This window comes from Pseudoalteromonas sp. SG45-3 (genome assembly GCF_014164075.1).
In the GTDB taxonomy this organism is placed as follows: domain Bacteria; phylum Pseudomonadota; class Gammaproteobacteria; order Enterobacterales; family Alteromonadaceae; genus Pseudoalteromonas; species Pseudoalteromonas distincta.
The window spans coordinates 16,381-34,067 of the sequence record NZ_JACJEN010000013.1; the positions used below are offsets into that span (position 1 = coordinate 16,381).

Consider the following 17,687-nt stretch of genomic DNA (forward strand, 5'->3'; position numbering starts at 1 on the left):
TCGGTAGTGGCTCAATTTTTGCATTTTTAACTGCATTATTCATTTTGTGTCAAAAAGCCGATGGAAACTAATCATCTCGATAAACAAAACTTTTTTGATTTAGGCAACTTAGATTCACTTCGTAAAGAAGCCTTAACGAGTGGCGATGCATCAACTGATGCTTCTAAAGCTGCGCTCAAAAAAGCGGCCGCACAATTTGAAGCTATTTTTACGCAAATGTTGCTCAAAGGAATGCGCAAAGCTAACGAAGCATTTGAAGACAAAGACAGCCCATTTAATTCAAGTGGCGTAAAGTTTTTTGAAGAAATGCACGACCAGCAACTTTCAACAGAGCTTTCTTCAAATGGCTCGTTAGGCCTTGCCGATTTAATTGTTCAGCAGTTATCGCCTGAGTCTAAAAACTTTATGCCAGGCTCGGTGCTTAGAACAACCAACGATATTTTCAGCGATACGCAAGTCGGATCCGCTCTTCCTCATGAGCAAAAAAATAAGCAACCCGATCTTATCGTTAAGAGTACTAAAGCCGATATTGCTGAGCCTAAAGTCGATACTGCAGAGACTAAAACCGATAGCCCAACATTTAAAAATGCAGAAGAGTTTGTAAGTTCAGTGTGGGAACACGCTAAAACTGCAGCGCAAAAAATTGGTTTAAATCCTGCGGTAATGGTTGCACAAGCGGCACTTGAAACCGGTTGGGGTAAGCACATTATTAACAAAAGTGACGGTGGCAGCTCAAATAACTTGTTTAATATTAAGTCAGATAAAAGCTGGGAAGGCGACAAAGCAAGCAAAGTAACGCTTGAGTTTGAGCAAGGTACACCCGTTAAAAAACAAGCCAGCTTTAGAGCCTACGATTCAATTAAAGATAGCGTGAACGACTTCGTTGATTTTTTAACGCAAAACCCACGCTACAAAGAAGCATTACAAAATACAGCAAAACCAAATGACTTTTTAGATTCATTACAAAAAGCAGGTTATGCAACCGATCCAAATTATGCCAGCAAAATAAAAAAAGTGCTCAATAGCAGCCAGCTAAAAGACATTGCGGCAAACGTGATCCGCCAAGGAGTAGAGTAACATGTCGTTTAATTTATTAAACATTGCCAGTTCTGGGGTTAGAGCAAGTTCGGAGCTACTGCAAACGACAAGTAAAAATATCGCCAATGTTAATACCGAAGGCTATGTGCGCGAGCGTACAGAGTTTACTACTATGGTTGACAACCAAGTAGGGCGAGGCGAAACATACCGATTACTAAACGAGTTTGCTCAGTCACAGCTAAATCGTGACACCTCTAATAAATCGTTTTTCGATCAGTTTATTACAGAGGCAAATCGAGTTGATACTATTTTTTCTGAAGAGTCGAATAATCTATCGACTGGCATTAACTCTTTATTTAATAACGTACAAGAAGCGCTTAATCAACCGTCATCTACCGTTGCTCGCTCATTAGTAATGACCGACGCGCAAAGCTTAATTGATCAAATGGATAGGCTTTCTGGCATCGTGCTTGATCAAAAAAGTGTAGTGAACGAGCAGCTTGAAATTTTTTCAGACGAAGCAAACTCACTCATTCAAAGTATTAGCACGCTAAATCAAAATATTGCAGCAGTTAATGGCACTAATAACGCCGCAGATGCCAGCTCTACCTATAACGAACGCGATAAAGCAATACGCGACTTGTCAGAGCTAATAGACATAGAAACGCTTGATGGTCCAAATGGCGAAAAACTCGTTTTTATGGGCACAGGCGAAGCGGTTGTTATGCAAAATGGCGCATTTAACTTATTTTCGATGACAGGGGATCCTGATCCTAACTTTAAAGAATTCACGCTTGACGTTAATGGTGGCAAAGCTGTGCCGCTTGAAGTTGATGTAAGCAAGCTTAAAGGCAAAATTGGCGGTTTACTTGCTTTTAGAGATGACATATTAGTCCCTGCGCAAAACCAAATTGGTCAAATGGGCTTAGCTATTGCTGATGCATTTAACGAACAAAACAAATTGGGTATGGATGCAACAGGTCAGCTAGGGGGTAATATTTTTAATATACCTACCGTTGGCGCATATGCGTATCAAGCTAACACGGGCACTGCTGGTATGACTGCAACGGTAGAGCCAGGTAAGGGCAGTGAACTTCCTGCCAGTGACTTTATTATTACCTATACAGGCAATGCCAACGAAGTAAGTATTCAGCCTATAGATAACAAAGGCGATCCGCTGGGGCAGCCTTCACTTGCTGATATATCGTCAGGTGTTATTGATTCATCGACTATAACCTCAGGCGAATCATTTGGTCTTCAAGTAAATGTATCTGGGGCTGGTGTTGAGGGGGATCAATTTCAAATAAAGCTTAATTCAGATGCTGCTTCAAGTATTACACTTGCAACAGGGCGCGCAGAAGATTTAGCACTAGCATCGCCAATCCGTACTGCTAACGATTTAAATAATATAGGTACCGCTACTATTTCAGCGGGAGAAGTAACAAGTGTTACCTCCGGTGGATTTACTTCAACACCAAGCTTAACAAACGGTGAAATAACGCTTGTTAAAACAGGTAATGCTAACGAATATCAAATTACAGATAATAGCGGAACGAGCACTTTTACTATTACGCCTCCTGCAAAAGGAATGTTATCGCAAGCGGGTGCTCCATTTGATACCTACGGATTCGATTTTGATATAGAAGGTACACCAGCAACAGGCGATACCTTTACACTTGAGTTTAACGAAGGCGGCTTTGACGATAACCGTAATGGTTTAAAATTAGCTGATTTACAAAATGGTGAGTTAGTCCGTTTAAATGTAGAAACAACAGCAACGGCCGACAACCATAAAACGTTCAACCAAGCTTATTCAGGATTAGTGAGTGATATAGGTGTTATAACTGGCCAAGCAATCACAAGTGGGGCTGCATTTGATGCTCTAGCACAGCAATCTGAGGCATGGTACGAGTCGTTATCGGGTGTAAACCTAGATGAAGAGGCCGCAAATTTACTGCGTTTTCAACAATCATATTCAGCATCAGCACAAGTTTTAGCAGCAGCTCAAGAAATTTTTGACACCTTATTAAATGCGGCGAGGTAATTATGCGTTTATCAAATAATTTAATGTACCAAAACAACATAAATAAAATACTCGACAACCAACAAGGTGTTGCAAATGCTCAAGAGCGAGTAACAACAGGTGAAAAGTATTTAACCACTTCAGAAGCGCCAGCTGCTATTTCGCAAGCTATGCTGTATTCAAATAAAATACAAACGAATGAGCAATACACTAAAAATATCGATCAGCTAAATGGCCGCCTAGAAACAGAAGAAAGCGTATTACAAAGTATAAATAGTAATATTCAACAAGCGCAAGAGCTCACTATTCAGGCTGGTAATGGTGTTTATACTAAGGACGATTTAAAGACGTTTGCATCAGAACTTAGTGGCATTCAACAAACGTTAGCTAACTTAATGAACACCCGATCAGAAGACGGTAAATTTATATTTTCAGGATATCAAGACAGCACGCAGCCGTATCAGTTTGATTCTGCGGCGGGTGAGTACACCTATAATGGCGACCAAGGCCAGCACCAAATAACTATAGCTGAAGGGGTATCAATTAAAGCGAGTGATAACGGCTTTGATACGTTTGAAAAAACTAACGCGCGATTAAATGTAGAATCTAACACGGCAAGTGTTTCAGGCTCTATTACAGCGGCAAGTGTATATGTTGACGGCCAAGCTGAGTTTGATAAGTTTCATCAAGCAAATTACAACGCAGACCCAACAGCTCTAGCAACTGCAAATACATATAGTGTATTAGTAAGCCCAGGTGCTACAGCAACAGATCCACAAACCTACGAAATATACCGAGACGGCGCAGCATTAACCCCCGCAGTAACAGGTGAAGTTACTGATGAGCCTATCGATTTTGCAGGTATGAAAATTGAATTTGAAGGCACTGCACCAGGCCAACTCGATTTTAGCCTTGAAAAACCAGGCAAAGAAAACGTACTCAATACACTACAAGCACTTATTACCGGCCTTAACGATGGCACACTTGAAGGTGATGACTTTCAGCAAGTACTTGCTGATGGCTTAGTGCAATTACAAAACGCCAGTGAGCAAGTCGTGTTTACCCAAGCAAGTTTAGGTGGGCGTATGAATGCACTTGAAAGAGTAAGTGATTCAAACTTAGCACTCGATATTCAAAATAAAAGTAATCGCTCTAACTTAGTTGAAGTTGATATGGCAGAAGCTATTAGCGAACTAACCAAACAAGAAACGGCACTGCAAGCATCGCAAGCTACTTTTGGCCGTTTAACTAACCTTTCATTATTCGATTACTTATAAGCAGAAATACCTTGCCGCTTTACCTACTTTAAAGCGGCAATACTTTGCGGCAAAAATTGGCTACAAAACCGCGGCAAAAAAATGTCACTCCCTTCTAAAACACTTCACTATTTATTTACAATTTAATAAGCGTCATATTTATCAATAAAAACAGCATCTTAAAAATAAATTAAAGTTGGCACAGTAAATGCTTTTCTTATTGTAAGAAATTATCGAACAGTGGTTCCTGTTAAATCGTGTTGAACCACACTCTGTTTAAACCTAGGAGATGGTAAAATGGCATTAACAGTAAATACTAATGTGTCGTCACTAAACGCACAACGTAACTTAACTAAATCTGGCGAAGGCTTAGCAACTTCGATGGAGCGTTTGTCATCAGGTATGCGTATTAATAGCGCAAAAGATGATGCCGCCGGCCTACAAATTTCAAACCGGTTGACTACTCAGATTAACGGTCTAGCGGTTGCGCAGCGTAATGCTAACGATGGTATTTCAATGGCACAAACTGCTGAAGGTGCTATGAATGAATCTACTAATATTCTCCAACGTATGCGAGAGTTAGCTCTTCAATCAGCGAATGGTTCAAACTCCGCTTCTGATCGAGAGGCATTACAAAAAGAGGTTTCGGCATTACAGACCGAATTAACTCGAATATCAGATACTACCTCTTTTGGTGGGCAACAGCTGCTTAATGGTGACTTTGGCACTAAGCAGTTTCAAGTAGGGGCTAATGCAAATGAAACTATTTCTTTGTCATTAAATAGTGTTGCGGCAAGTGATATTGGTATTCAGTCATTTGATTTAGCTGGGACTGCTGCTGGCTTAGGTGAAGCTGGAGTTGCGGCAGCTGATGCAAGCTCAGTAACGGCTAATGGTGTTACAGCCGGTGGTCTAACTTTAGTTGGTAAGGATGGTGCAAACACACCTGTTACAAATGCAGCCGGTGCAAGTGCAAATACTATTGCCGATTCTATAAATGCTAATCAAGAATCTACTGGTATTACCGCAGATGCGAGAACTCAAGTTGAACTTTCAGGGTTGAGCAATGCAGGAGCCTTATCGTTTAAAATAAATGGTAATGTTATTTCAGCAAACCCAACATCAACAACAGATATGACTGCTATAGCTAATGCAGTAAACGCTCGAGCCGGTGAAACAGGTGTTTCTGCAGCCGTTGCTGAGACAGGGAATTTAATTCTAACGGATGAATCTGGTGAGAATATAAAGATTGAAGACTTTTTAGATTCCACAGGAACAGGAACTATTGTAGCTAAAGGTGTCGAATATGATGGAACAATTGGTGCAACAGCAATAACTTTAACTGGTGGTGGTAATGACTCTACTTCAGTTGCCGGTACCATTAGACTATCCTCTACTCAGGCTTTTTCTGTTACTGCTGGGGATGTAACATTAGGTGCAGATACCGCCGCTAATGTATCTGAATTAGATACTGTTGGATCTATAGATATTCAAACCCAATCAGGTTCACAAAATGCGCTATCTATAATTGATGGTGCAATTGCTCAGATTGATAGTCAAAGAGCTGATTTGGGTGCTGTGCAAAATCGTTTTGGCCATACAATTAGTAACCTAGCAAATATATCTGAAAATGTTTCTGCATCACGAAGTCGTATTCAAGATACAGACTTTGCGACAGAGACAGCGCATATGACTAAAAACCAAATATTGCAACAAGCAGGGACTTCAATTCTTTCTCAAGCTAATCAAATACCTCAGGCGGCTATTAGCCTTCTTGGCGGTTAAGTTTAATCTTGTTTTTTAAATATTTAAAAAAGGCTAATATCATAGCCTTTTTTTATGGGGATAAATTATGGGAATTAAGGAAAAAATTAGCAGAGCTAGTGAGCTATACAAACAAAGGGAATTTGACCTACTATCTGTATTATTAGAGCAGATATTAAAAAAAAATTCGAATCTTTTTGACGCGCTTCATTTAAAAGCTCTCATGCAGCATCAGCTCGGCGAGTTAGATGAGTCTATAAATATTTTTAATCGGTTAATAAAAAAAACTCCCTACAGAGCTTCGCTTTTTAATAACCTAGGTAATGTTTTTGTTGATAAAAAAGAATTCAAATCAGCAGAAAATAGCTACCATAAAGCACTGCAGATTAAAAAAAATTACTGTGAAGCTTTAATTAACCTAGCAAATACTCAAAAAAGGTTGAGTAAACACATTGATGCCGAGAAAAACTTCCAAAAAGCTATTCAAAGTAATCCAATTGAAGCTAAGTATTTACTAGACTTTAGTATTTTCCTTACAGAGCAAGGACGTTTCCATGACGCACTTAACCTGCAATTAAAAATTTTAGAAATTGATTCAAAGCAATCAGAAGTTTACTTTCAGATATTCAGTAACTTTATGTTTCTACATCAATATGAAGATGCTCTTGAGTTTGCTGATATTGGCTTAATGAGCCACCGGCTTGATGACTTTCAATTATGTGAGTTATTAATAGGTAAAGCTATTTTATTTTGGCTTTTCGATAATGATATTGAAGGAATGCAGGCTATATTGTTAAGTGAAAAAATACATACTATTGAGTCTAAAAATTTAAACTTAAAAAATCATCGTATTTTCCACCACTACCTCAAGCAACTATTTATATATCGTCAATCGAATCAGTTTAGCTATACAGCAGAAATACAACCCAGCATTTACTTTATATCTGAAAGTAATGGTTTTGCACCTAATGGAATGACAGTAAAATATCAAAATAAGAAAAATACAGTAAAGTCTCTTTTTATTACTGGTACAAAAATATTTCACCTGATAGGTGATTACAACCAGTACAAATCCAGCCTAAAAGTTGTTTTTAGCGGTCTGCCTAAAAGTAGTACTATTATTCTAGGTTTTGGTGAAATTGATTGCAGGGTTAACGAAGGCATATTTAATTACAGTTTAAAGCATGGTAAAGATCCTTTGTTAGTGGTTGATTTCATGCTAGAAAAATATTTTAATATGCTAAAAAAAGAAAATAAAAATAGGCATACTTTTATTATATATGGTGTTCCTTCCCCGCACCCCCAAGCTATATTGAGTCTTGATGTTAACAAAAAAAATGAATTTAAGCTTTTAATTGCCTACTTTAACTCTAAACTTAAAAAACTTTGTAAAACTAATTCCATGCCTTTTTTAGATGTGTACAAATTAACTGACGACAATGGCGTAAGTAATCTTAAGTATCATATAGATGTTCATCATGTTAAACCGAATACTGTTTCTGAACTTTTCGAATTACAAAAATAAATAAAAATACAAAAAAGATTAAAGTTATTTTTTTTGCTGCCGTTAACCTAATCAGTAAGGAGCTTGAACATATAATTGTGATAGCTCTTGGTTAAACTTAAACAGCAACATTACGAAAGTAATCAGGAGTTTTATTATGATTTCAGTAAATACAAACGTATCTTCACTAAACGCTCAACGTAACCTTTCAGCTTCAGGTTCTGACCTTGCAACGTCAATGGAGCGTTTATCATCGGGTATGCGTATAAATAGCGCAAAAGATGATGCGGCAGGTCTGCAAATTTCAAACCGTTTAACTTCACAGGTAAATGGTTTAGCGGTTGCACAACGTAACGCTAACGACGGTATCTCAATGGCGCAAACGGCTGAAGGTGCAATGAATGAGTCTACCAACATACTACAACGTATGCGTGAACTTGCATTACAATCATCTAATGGTTCAAACTCAGCTACTGACCGTGAAGCATTACAAAAAGAAGTTTCAGCGTTACAAACAGAACTAACACGCATTTCAGATACGACTTCGTTTGGTGGGCAGCAATTGCTAGATGGTAGCTTTGGTACAAAACAATTCCAAGTTGGTGCTAATGCTAACGAAACAATTTCTGTATCTTTAAAGAATATTAGTGCGAGTAACATTGGTGTACAGTCATTCGATTTGGCTGGTACCGCTGCCGGCTTAGGTGAAGCAGGTACTGCTGGTGCAACTGCAGCAACAAACGGTAATGGTGTTACTAATGGTGGTCTTACGTTAGTAGGTAAAGATGGTGCTAATACTCCTATTACAAATGCTGCGGGAGCTAGCGCTTCTACCATTGCCGATTCTATAAATGCTAATCAAGCAGATACCGGTATAACAGCTGATGCTCGTACGCAAGTTGAACTTTCTGCGTTAAGTAACTCAGGAGCGTTATCTTTCAGCTTAAACGGAAGCGTTATTTCTGCTAATCCAACATCAACAACAGATATGGCTGCAATTGCCGATGCTGTTAACGAAAGAGCTGGCGAAACAGGGGTTTCGGCTCAGGTTGCAGAAACTGGTAACCTAATATTAACTGATGAGTCTGGTGATGATATTAATATTGAGGATTTCGTTGATTCTACAGGAGCAGGCACAATAGTAGCTAAAGGTGTAGAATATGATGGAACAGTTGGTGCAACAGCAATAACCTTAACTGCTGGCGGTACTGCGGACTCTACATCAGTTGCTGGGAGTATTCGATTATCATCTACTCAAGCGTTTTCTGTAACATCAGGTGATGTAACTTTAGGTGCAGATACTGCAGCGAATGTTTCTGCATTGGATACTATTGGTGATGTTGATTTATCTACAGCTTCAGGCTCTCAAAATGCGTTGGCTGTTATTGATGGTGCGATTGCTCAAATCGATAGTCAGCGAGCAGATTTAGGTGCGGTACAAAATCGATTGGATTTTACTATCAGTAACCTCTCTAATATCTCAGAAAACGTATCTGCATCACGCAGTCGTATTCAAGATACTGACTTTGCAACTGAAACTGCAGAGATGACGAAAAACCAAATCTTGCAACAAGCGGGTACATCAATCTTGTCGCAAGCGAATCAGTTGCCACAAACAGCACTTAGCTTATTAGGTTAATAAGTCAAAAGTAATAGCTTAATGGTTAGCTAACTAATACATAAAGTCAGTATTAGTATTCTAAAAAAGGAGGTGGCTTTAGCTACCTCCTTTTGTGGTTTAAGAATATAAACTAAGCTATTGTTGGTTTAATTAAGTACACATAGGAATCTGTTATGAATACAATTACTTCAAACGCAGAAATTACAACATTACCGACTCCCATTGCTGGTGATGATAAGCAAATAGGACAAGCTGCTCACTCTTTAACTGAGCGAGCAATTGATGATGTAAAGCAGACGGATGCACAAAATCAACAAAAATTACAGCAAAATCAATACAACAATAATAATCAAGATGAAAAAGCTCAGCCGTTAGAACGCGAACAGCTAGAACAAATGGCGCAACAATTGCAGGATTTTATGGGTGAAATGAACCGCAGCTTACAATTTAAAGTTGATGAAGATTCAGGCCGCGATGTGATTAAAGTGCTCGATAAAAACAGTGGCGAAGTTATTAAGCAATACCCTTCTGAGGAAGTATTAAGTTTAGTGTCTAAACTGTCTGAATCTGCAGGAATTTTAATTGACCAAACAGTTTAGTTGGTAGTTGTAATTACCAATATTAAGTTAATATATTTTTAAGTATTCAAAGAGGTGAAGTATGGCTATTTCGTTTACTGGTTTAGGTTCAGGGCTAGCGGTATCAGATATTGTTGATGCACTTGTTAATGCTGAACAAGCACCGGCTGAGTCTCGCTTAAATACTACAGAAGGTAAATTAACGACAGATATTTCTGCTGTTGGTGCACTTAAGTCAGCGCTTGAAAAAGTGCAAACCTCAATGGAAGCATTGGGTGATAGCGACAAATACCAACAACGTAGTACATCAGGTACTGATGACTTTATATCTATAAGTGCAGACGAAGATGCTCAACCAGGTGGTTATGATGTAAAAGTTAACAACTTAGCCACGGAGCATAAAATATTGTCGCAAGCATTCGATGCTGATACGGCGGTAGGTGAGGGAACAATGACCCTAACCTCTGGTGATAATAGCTTTGAAATTGAAGTCTCAGATACTGCGACACTTAGTGAAATTCGTGATGCGATAAACGATAGCAACGATAACGACAGTATTAATGCGACTATCATTACTGATGATAGTGGCCAGCATTTGGTTATGTCCGCTAAAAATAGCGGTGCAGAAAATGAAATTAAAATAGAGATTGCTGATACCGATGGTAATAACACTGATGTAAATGGTCTTTCCCGTTTGGCATTTGACACTGCTGGTGTGCAAAATGCGAGTGAAGTAATTGCAGCAATTGATGCATCAATTACCATTGATGGCTCGCTAACTGTAAGTAGTTCATCTAATGAATTTGCCGGAGTGATTGACGGTATAACAATAACAGCTAAAAAACCGCACGATATCGATGACGACATAAGCGACATATCAATTACCGAAAATAATAATAATATTAGAGCAGGCTTAAATAGCTTTATTGAAAGTTATAATGAGCTGTTAGAGCTGAGCAATAACCTAGGTGCCTCAAGTGAAGCGGGTGCAGGAGTCATGGCTGGAGATTCACTACTTCGAGGCGTTATGTCAAAGCTTCGTAGTGAAATAACTGAATCAGTTGATTTAGGTGACGGTAACTCGTTATCACTTTCGCGGCTAGGTGTAGAAACAGACCGTTATGGTGTTTTAACGCTAAATACAGAAACACTCGATGAGCAAATAGACGCAGATGTAAATTTAGTGCAGCAGTTTTTTGTAGGTAATGACGATGATGGCTTCGCACAGTCTTTTGATGAGCTAATGAGCTTTTATACAGATTCTGACGGCATTATCCAAAACCGAATTGATAGTAAAACAAATCAGCTAGACGATTTAGATGATCAGCGCTTGGACCTTGCCAGTAAAATGGAGTCGCTATCGTCTCGCTTATATGCTCAATATAATGCGATGGATTTATTAGTGGCGAGCCTTAATAACACCAGCAGTTATGTTCAAGCTCAATTAGAGAATATGCCAGGCGTAGTACGAGATAACTCTTAGTAGATAAGTATGATATTAAATTAATAACTAAATTAAGAAAGCACAAAAAAACCGTTATTTAAAACGGTTTTTTTGTGTTTTCTATTTAAGTAGATTTTAGCGACTTGCTTTATAAGCTTTAATCGCCTTACCTGATTTTTTATGTTTAATAATAGCTTTAGATGACTCGTTTTTTGCACTATTCGCTTTTACTAAAATAGTATTTATACGAAGCTGAACTAATTCTAATTGCTCTGCGCTTGGGCCGTCGCTGCTCTCGCACCATTGCTTTAGTTCAACATTTAAAGTGTCTAAAAGAGGCTGAGCTTCGTCTGCATTATCATCATTTACTAACACTTCAATTTTACTAAGCAAGTTTTGTATGAGCTCAGAGTAGTTAGTTAATGGCTCTGAAAATGTTGGCGAGTCCATAATTGAAATTAAACCGCAGGGCTTCGTTGATCTAGCGGAATATTATCCCAGCCTTCTTTAATTTCTTTAACAATACTTGATACTTCCACAATTGCTTCAATATCGTTGTTTATGTTCGCTTGCGTTAAACGGCGCTGGCAGTAATCGTAAAGTGCCAATAAATTGTTAGAAATACTAGGGTCTTGTTCTACTTCTAAATTAAGTGCGTCTTGCAGTGCACCAAATAATAAAACACAGGCTGAAATGTTTTCACCTTTTTTTTGTATTTCTTTGCGCTCAATAAACCCTTTTGTTGCTGCTAAGCGACCGATAATATTACTGAATATAAGGTTTATTTGTTCGTAAGGAGCCATTTCGGCAATACTACTGGCACGAACTTGACTGTATTTTTTTACTGAGACATGAGCCATGGGAAAATCCTAAAATTTAAAACGATAAAATTATGTGAAAGCTAATACAAAAAATTAATTAAGCTTTTATACTTTTATAAGAACAAAGCAATATTAATGCCAAGCATTTTCACTTATTTATGTATCGGCATTTGTAACTTCAACTTAAATTTATAATTGAGTTTATTTACTAACAATAGCATTTTTATTGCAGAGTAAATTAATTTTTAGGGCTAAGTTATAGTTAGGTAATAGTTAGGTAATAGTTAAGTAATGGCTAAGTTAAAACTATAACCCATACTTAATGATTAACTATTAAGTATGATTGACTTAACTAGCCCGCCTGTTTTTTGGCGTTTATGTCAAAAAACTGCCGCTATCACTTGCATCCATGCTGAACTGGCTTACAATTTAACTAATTATACAAATTAGTGAAAGTACGGCTCGCTAAATATGATCTTGATTTTAGATAATAATAACAACCGCGCAATAGGATTAAATGCTTCACTTGGCTTTATTGGTGAGGCTGCTCAACTATTAAGCGAAGACTGCTTTGAACAAGAATGCAAAAAATATCAGCAGCAAGAATGCATGATTATTTTAGGAGCGTTGCAATCACTTGACCACGAAAGCTTAATTAAACGCTATCCAACATTACCCTTTTTGTTAATTGGCGAAACGCTAAAACCACTATTAAGTATAGCTAATGTAGTGGGGCTTATTTGCGAGCCGTTTAATCACGAAGTAACAACTCAGTTACTTCACGACTGCCAGCAGTATCAGCGTATGCTGCCTAATGAGCATAAGCATTCTAAACCACATAAAACTTTTGATGGACTTGTTGGTGAAACAGAGGCAGTCAAAGATGTTCGCTTTTTAATTGAACAAGTGGCAAAAACTGATGCTAATGTTTTAATTTTGGGCGAATCAGGCACAGGTAAAGAAGTGGTTGCCCGTAATGTACACTTGCTTTCAAAGCGCATTAATGGACCGTTTGTACCTGTAAACTGTGGTGCTATTCCGGCAGAGCTGCTCGAAAGTGAACTATTTGGCCACGAAAAAGGCGCGTTTACTGGTGCTATATCGGCTCGTAAAGGGCGCTTTGAACTAGCTCAAGGCGGGACGCTATTTTTAGATGAAATAGGCGATATGCCACTGCAAATGCAAGTTAAGTTGCTGCGAGTATTGCAAGAACGCAGCTACGAACGTGTTGGTGGTACAAAGGCAATCCAAGCTGATGTACGCGTTATTGCGGCCACGCATCGTAATCTTGAAACAATGATTGAAGAGGGTAGTTTTAGGGAAGATTTATATTACCGTTTAAATGTATTCCCTATCGAAAACCCATCGCTGAGTGAACGAGCTGATGATATTCCGCTGCTTTTAAAAGAGTTAATGCGCCGTGTTAACGACCAGACTGGTTCTACCGCTAAGTTTACAGAGCGCGCAGTTGAGAGCTTAAAAGAACATGCTTGGCCTGGTAATATTCGTGAGCTTGCTAATTTGGTGGAGCGTATGGTTATTATGTTCCCTGACAAAGTGGTCGATATTCCTGATTTACCTAACAAATATCGTTACATTGAAGTTGAAGCCTACGAGCCAGAATACCCTGAAGAGTTAATGGAAAAAGACGCCTTTAACGACATATTTAGTACAGGCTTTAGTGATTACGAAAGTGAGCCAGACGCTGAGTTTAGCCAAACGGGTAGTGGGCTATTACCTGATGATGGTATTGAACTTAAAGATTATTTAGCAGAGCTTGAAATTAGCTTAATTACCCAAGCGTTAGAGCGCTATGATTACGTTGTAGCTCGCGCTGCAGAGATATTAGGGGTTCGCAGAACAACACTCGTTGAGAAAATGAAAAAGTATAATCTTTCACGAGATTAGAAGTACGAAAATGGTGAAATACTTTTCGTTATTTATTATTCATTTGTGATCAATCACTTTACGGGCTTTGCCCGTCACGCAAGCATGGCGTCTACAAGATAACCCAAACTTAAACCTTGGCGGTAGACGCTGAGTTTGCTCGCGTGAAAAGCGTAGCTTTTAATCATTTAAATAAAACGTTATTTCACAAAGAGAAAAACGAAGGTAAATGAGAAACCATAGTCAATTTACGCTTTACTTTTCTAAAGCGCAGCGTCTCTTAACCTCTTTGTGAACTAATCACTTTTATGGTTATAAATCACTTACTCACTAAAAGTCTTAATAATTTCTTCTTTCCTAAAACAATCATTACTGTGATCGTTAACCATACCGCAGGCCTGCATATGCGCATATACCGTTGTTGGGCCTAAAAACTTAAAACCCCGTTTTTTTAAATCTTTAGCAAATGCAGTTGATGCCTCTGTAATTGCTGGGTAGTCCTCAGCGTTATTTAAATTACTTATAATCGGTTTATTATCGACAAACTGCCATTGGTAGTTACTAAAACTTCCAAATTCTTTTTGTATTTCTATAAAGCACTTTGCGTTGTTAACAGTTGCCGCAATTTTTAATCGGTTGCGCACAATCCCTTCATCAAGCATTAGTCTCTCAACGTCATCTTGTGTGAATTGTGCCACTTTATCTACATCAAAATTAGCAAATGCTTTTTTGTAACCGCTACGCTTTTTTAAAATTGTGTACCAGCTTAAGCCGGCTTGCGCTGATTCAAGAGTGATAAATTCAAACAGCTTTGTATCATCATAAAGAGGGACGCCCCATTCTTCATCATGGTAAATAACGTAGTCGGGTTTAGTGGTGTCGAGCCACGGGCAACGGCACTTTTTTTGCTCACTCATTATTATTCCTTTTTGTGTGCGTCATTTTTATGTCGCTCAAATTATTGATGTAACTTAATGATAAGTATGTAAATAAATTTTGGTATAAATCGTGCATTTAGACATGTATCTACATCAATTCGAGATTTGATTATGGCCCTTGCTAGCGTGCTAAAACCACAGTTTTTTTCTGCAAATCAGTATAACCCATGTTTACTTCAAGAGGAGTACATTGGTGAATTAAGCGATCTGCGCAAGCAAGCAAGTTGGCTTTCGCATTTGGTTGATACCATGCCAGCAGGCGTGGTTGTACTTGATGGCAAAGGGTTGATTGCAAAAGCGAATCAAATAGCGATTGATATGCTTGGCGAGCCACTTGAAGGCGAACGCTGGTTTAATGTTATTCAGCGCTCTTTTAGGCCACATCAAGATGATGGCCATGAAGTGTCTTTAAAAGACGGACGCCTAATAAAACTTGATATTACTGCTTTAGCACCAGAGCCTGGGCAACTTATTTTAATGACGGATTTAACCGAAACTCGCCGCTTACAAAAACGTGTTGCACATATGCAGCGATTAAGCGCGCTGGGCAAAATGGTTGCATCATTAGCGCATCAAGTCCGTACGCCGCTCTCAGCCGCTATGCTTTATGCTGCTAATTTAGGGTCAAAGCGCTTACCCGAAGCATCTCGCGATAATTTTCAAACAAAGTTAATGTCGCGTTTAAAAGATTTAGAAACTCAAGTAAACGACATGCTGTTATTTGCTAAAAGTGGCGATCAGCAAGTTGTTGAGCAAGTTTCAATGCAGCAGCTTTTAACCGAAGTTAAAGCAGGTGCTGATGCGATGGTCGCACTTAATGAAAGTGAGCTAGATGTAAGCTTACCAGAACCCGATATACAAATAGTTGGTAATAAAACGGCATTGGCCAGTGCTATTCAAAATCTAGTGCACAATAGTATTCAAGTTATTGGCGGTGGCGCAAAAGTAAAAATTAGCGCACAAAGAGATTTAAAAGATTTAGATATGGTTCGTATTAGTGTGAGCGACAACGGCCCAGGTGTTGATTTAAGCCAAAGCGATAAAATTTTTGAACCATTTTTTACTACAAAAAGTCAGGGCACAGGTTTAGGGCTTGCTGTAGTGAGTTCGGTGGCTAGTGCGCACCAAGGCCGTGTTGATGTGACTAATAATACGCATGGTGGTGCCTGCTTTAGCTTGTTACTGCCTATTAAGGCAACATCTAAATTAGAGGGGTCATTATGAGTAACACTATTTTAGTTGTCGAAGATGACGCAGGGCTTCGTGAAGCCTTAATAGATACCCTTGAAATGTCGGGTATTGAATGTGTTGCAGCGAGCAGTGCTGAGCAAGCAATGTTACTGCTTAAAAAAGATCAATTTTCGCTTGTTGTAAGCGACGTGCAAATGGGCGCAATGAGTGGACTTGATTTACTACGCAGTATTAAATTAAACCACCCTGATTTACCTGTATTGATGATGACGGCGTATGCCACAATTGACGATGCGGTAGAGGCCATGCGCCTAGGTGCAATTGACTACATGGCAAAACCATTTGCACCTGAAGTGCTGTTAAATATGGTGAGCCGTTATTTGCCTGAAAAAGCAAAAGAAACCGACGGCCCCGTTGTTGCTGATCCAACTAGTATTCAATTATTGGAGCTTGCAAGTAAAGTAGCACGCTCTGATGCAAGTGTAATGGTACTTGGCCCAAGTGGTTCGGGTAAGGAAGTACTTGCGCGTTATATTCATGATAAGTCGAGCCGATGTAATGAGCCATTTGTAGCGATTAACTGCGCGGCTATTCCTGAAAATATGCTCGAAGCCACGTTATTTGGTTACGAAAAAGGGGCTTTTACGGGGGCGATTCAAGCATGTCCGGGTAAGTTTGAGCAAGCACAAGGCGGTACTATTTTACTTGATGAAATTACTGAAATGGACTTAGGACTACAAGCTAAACTTTTACGCGTACTGCAAGAACGTGAAGTAGAGCGTTTAGGGGGGCGTAAAACAATTCAGCTCGATGTACGTATTTTGGCAACCAGTAATCGTGATTTAAAAGAAGCCGTGTCTGAAAATCAGTTTAGGGAAGATTTATATTACAGGCTTAATGTTTTTCCACTTATGTGGCGTCCATTGTGCCAACGCCCTGGCGATATTATTGTATTGGCTAAGCATTTAATTGAGCGCCATATAAGTAAAAGCAAGGAGCCTATGGCGTATTTAGATAAAGCTGCCGAGCAAAAGTTACTGGCTCACGCGTGGCCTGGTAATGTGCGCGAACTTGATAACGTTATACAGCGTGCACTTATACTGCGAAGTGGCGATACAATAAACGAGCATGCTATTTTTATCGAAAACTTAGTATCTAATAACTTTGTTATGGAGCCTTCATTGGCACCGGCGCAAACCGTATCGCCAACAGAATTAGCTCATGCAGATAAAGGTGTTGATAAAAGCACGTTAAGCTCTGCATATTATGATGAAAAATTGCATGCTGAGGATGAGCCTAATCAAGGTTTGCTAGCGGCAGATACCGGTAGCTATAAAGATGAGCTTAAAGACAAAGAGCATCGTATTATTTTAGAAACCCTTGCACGTTGCCAAGGTAAGCGTAAAGACGTTGCTGAAACGTTGGGTATAAGCCCACGAACTTTACGTTATAAACTAGCGCAAATGCGCGATTTAGGTATTTCACTTCCTGCATAACCTCCTATAAACCCTAAGTTTGCGCTGCGAGCTTAGGGTTGTCAAAACTCTGACTCACACAAATTAAAGTTAACCTACTGTATTTTAATGATTAATTATTTGGCATGCTTTGTGCTTTATTACTTG

14 protein-coding genes are annotated in these 17,687 nt (G+C 38.9%); 11 read left to right on the plus strand and 3 right to left on the minus strand.

All coding sequences use genetic code 11. From position 1 onward, the window contains the following. The first annotated feature begins 60 nt into the window (after nt 1-60). From flgJ to fliD, 8 genes are all read left to right on the plus strand, one after another. A complete protein-coding gene (gene flgJ / locus H5126_RS14245) occupies nt 61-1,077 on the plus strand; it encodes a flagellar assembly peptidoglycan hydrolase FlgJ (RefSeq protein ID WP_182758543.1) in 1,017 nt (338 codons plus the stop codon). Nucleotide 1,078: 1 nt separating this feature from the next. Continuing rightward, nucleotides 1,079-3,082 (plus strand): flagellar hook-associated protein FlgK, encoded by a 2,004-nt coding sequence (gene flgK / locus H5126_RS14250; RefSeq protein ID WP_182721219.1) that lies wholly within the window; start codon nt 1,079-1,081, stop codon nt 3,080-3,082. A 2-nt stretch (nt 3,083-3,084) separates the two neighbouring features. Continuing rightward, nucleotides 3,085-4,338, plus strand: coding sequence for a flagellar hook-associated protein FlgL (flgL, locus tag H5126_RS14255; RefSeq protein WP_182721218.1), 1,254 nt, complete (start codon nt 3,085-3,087; stop codon nt 4,336-4,338). Between the two features lie 276 nt (nt 4,339-4,614). After that, nucleotides 4,615-6,102, plus strand: coding sequence for a flagellin (locus tag H5126_RS14260; RefSeq protein ID WP_182712647.1), 1,488 nt, complete (start codon nt 4,615-4,617; stop codon nt 6,100-6,102). 67 nt (nt 6,103-6,169) lie between these two features. Further along, nucleotides 6,170-7,606, plus strand: coding sequence for a tetratricopeptide repeat protein (locus H5126_RS14265; protein WP_182758546.1), 1,437 nt, complete (start codon nt 6,170-6,172; stop codon nt 7,604-7,606). Between the two features lie 133 nt (nt 7,607-7,739). Then, nucleotides 7,740-9,224: a flagellin gene (locus H5126_RS21665; RefSeq protein ID WP_182712670.1), complete on the plus strand. Its 1,485-nt coding sequence runs from the start codon at nt 7,740-7,742 to the stop codon at nt 9,222-9,224. A gap of 155 nt (nt 9,225-9,379) precedes the next feature. After that, entirely contained in the window at nt 9,380-9,805 is a 426-nt protein-coding gene (locus H5126_RS14275; protein ID WP_182712649.1) for a flagellar protein FlaG, read from the plus strand. A gap of 61 nt (nt 9,806-9,866) precedes the next feature. Then, entirely contained in the window at nt 9,867-11,267 is a 1,401-nt protein-coding gene (fliD, locus tag H5126_RS14280) for a flagellar filament capping protein FliD (protein WP_182721216.1), read from the plus strand. A gap of 96 nt (nt 11,268-11,363) precedes the next feature. Here fliD and H5126_RS14285 read toward each other — a convergent pair whose 3' ends face one another. Continuing rightward, on the minus strand, nt 11,364-11,678 hold the full coding sequence (locus H5126_RS14285; RefSeq protein ID WP_182693698.1) for a hypothetical protein: 315 nt from the start codon (nt 11,676-11,678) through the stop codon (nt 11,364-11,366). 8 nt (nt 11,679-11,686) lie between these two features. Further along, a complete protein-coding gene (gene fliS / locus H5126_RS14290) occupies nt 11,687-12,088 on the minus strand; it encodes a flagellar export chaperone FliS (RefSeq protein ID WP_182712652.1) in 402 nt (133 codons plus the stop codon). 432 nt (nt 12,089-12,520) lie between these two features. On the opposite strand from fliS, the gene H5126_RS14295 reads away from it, so the two are divergent. Then, a complete protein-coding gene (locus H5126_RS14295) occupies nt 12,521-13,957 on the plus strand; it encodes a sigma-54-dependent Fis family transcriptional regulator (protein WP_182675115.1) in 1,437 nt (478 codons plus the stop codon). A 302-nt stretch (nt 13,958-14,259) separates the two neighbouring features. On the opposite strand, the gene H5126_RS14300 is transcribed toward H5126_RS14295, so the two are convergent. Further along, on the minus strand, nt 14,260-14,853 hold the full coding sequence (locus H5126_RS14300) for a DNA-3-methyladenine glycosylase I (RefSeq protein WP_182721181.1): 594 nt from the start codon (nt 14,851-14,853) through the stop codon (nt 14,260-14,262). A gap of 132 nt (nt 14,854-14,985) precedes the next feature. Between H5126_RS14300 and H5126_RS14305 the strand changes: the two genes are divergently transcribed. Further along, nucleotides 14,986-16,098 (plus strand): PAS domain-containing sensor histidine kinase, encoded by a 1,113-nt coding sequence (locus tag H5126_RS14305; RefSeq protein ID WP_008168789.1) that lies wholly within the window; start codon nt 14,986-14,988, stop codon nt 16,096-16,098. Continuing rightward, the gene (locus H5126_RS14310) at nt 16,095-17,561 is read left to right on the plus strand and encodes a sigma-54 dependent transcriptional regulator (protein ID WP_182695477.1); all 1,467 of its coding nucleotides are present in this window, start codon (nt 16,095-16,097) and stop codon (nt 17,559-17,561) included. The genes H5126_RS14305 and H5126_RS14310 overlap by 4 nt, the downstream gene beginning before the upstream one ends. The last annotated feature ends 126 nt before the right edge of the window (nt 17,562-17,687 follow it).

Bases quoted from the DNA above. Each gene is read 5' to 3' on its own strand.
- flgJ (WP_182758543.1), top strand. From the start codon at position 61: ATGGAAACTAATCATCTCGATAAACAAAACTTTTTTGATTTAGGCAAC.
- flgK (WP_182721219.1), top strand. From the start codon at position 1,079: ATGTCGTTTAATTTATTAAACATTGCCAGTTCTGGGGTTAGAGCAAGT.
- flgL (WP_182721218.1), top strand. From the start codon at position 3,085: ATGCGTTTATCAAATAATTTAATGTACCAAAACAACATAAATAAAATA.
- H5126_RS14260 (WP_182712647.1), top strand. From the start codon at position 4,615: ATGGCATTAACAGTAAATACTAATGTGTCGTCACTAAACGCACAACGT.
- H5126_RS14265 (WP_182758546.1), top strand. From the start codon at position 6,170: ATGGGAATTAAGGAAAAAATTAGCAGAGCTAGTGAGCTATACAAACAA.
- H5126_RS14275 (WP_182712649.1), top strand. From the start codon at position 9,380: ATGAATACAATTACTTCAAACGCAGAAATTACAACATTACCGACTCCC.
- fliD (WP_182721216.1), top strand. From the start codon at position 9,867: ATGGCTATTTCGTTTACTGGTTTAGGTTCAGGGCTAGCGGTATCAGAT.
- H5126_RS14285 (WP_182693698.1), bottom strand. From the start codon at position 11,678: ATGGACTCGCCAACATTTTCAGAGCCATTAACTAACTACTCTGAGCTC.
- fliS (WP_182712652.1), bottom strand. From the start codon at position 12,088: ATGGCTCATGTCTCAGTAAAAAAATACAGTCAAGTTCGTGCCAGTAGT.
- H5126_RS14295 (WP_182675115.1), top strand. From the start codon at position 12,521: ATGATCTTGATTTTAGATAATAATAACAACCGCGCAATAGGATTAAAT.
- H5126_RS14300 (WP_182721181.1), bottom strand. From the start codon at position 14,853: ATGAGTGAGCAAAAAAAGTGCCGTTGCCCGTGGCTCGACACCACTAAA.
- H5126_RS14305 (WP_008168789.1), top strand. From the start codon at position 14,986: ATGGCCCTTGCTAGCGTGCTAAAACCACAGTTTTTTTCTGCAAATCAG.
- H5126_RS14310 (WP_182695477.1), top strand. From the start codon at position 16,095: ATGAGTAACACTATTTTAGTTGTCGAAGATGACGCAGGGCTTCGTGAA.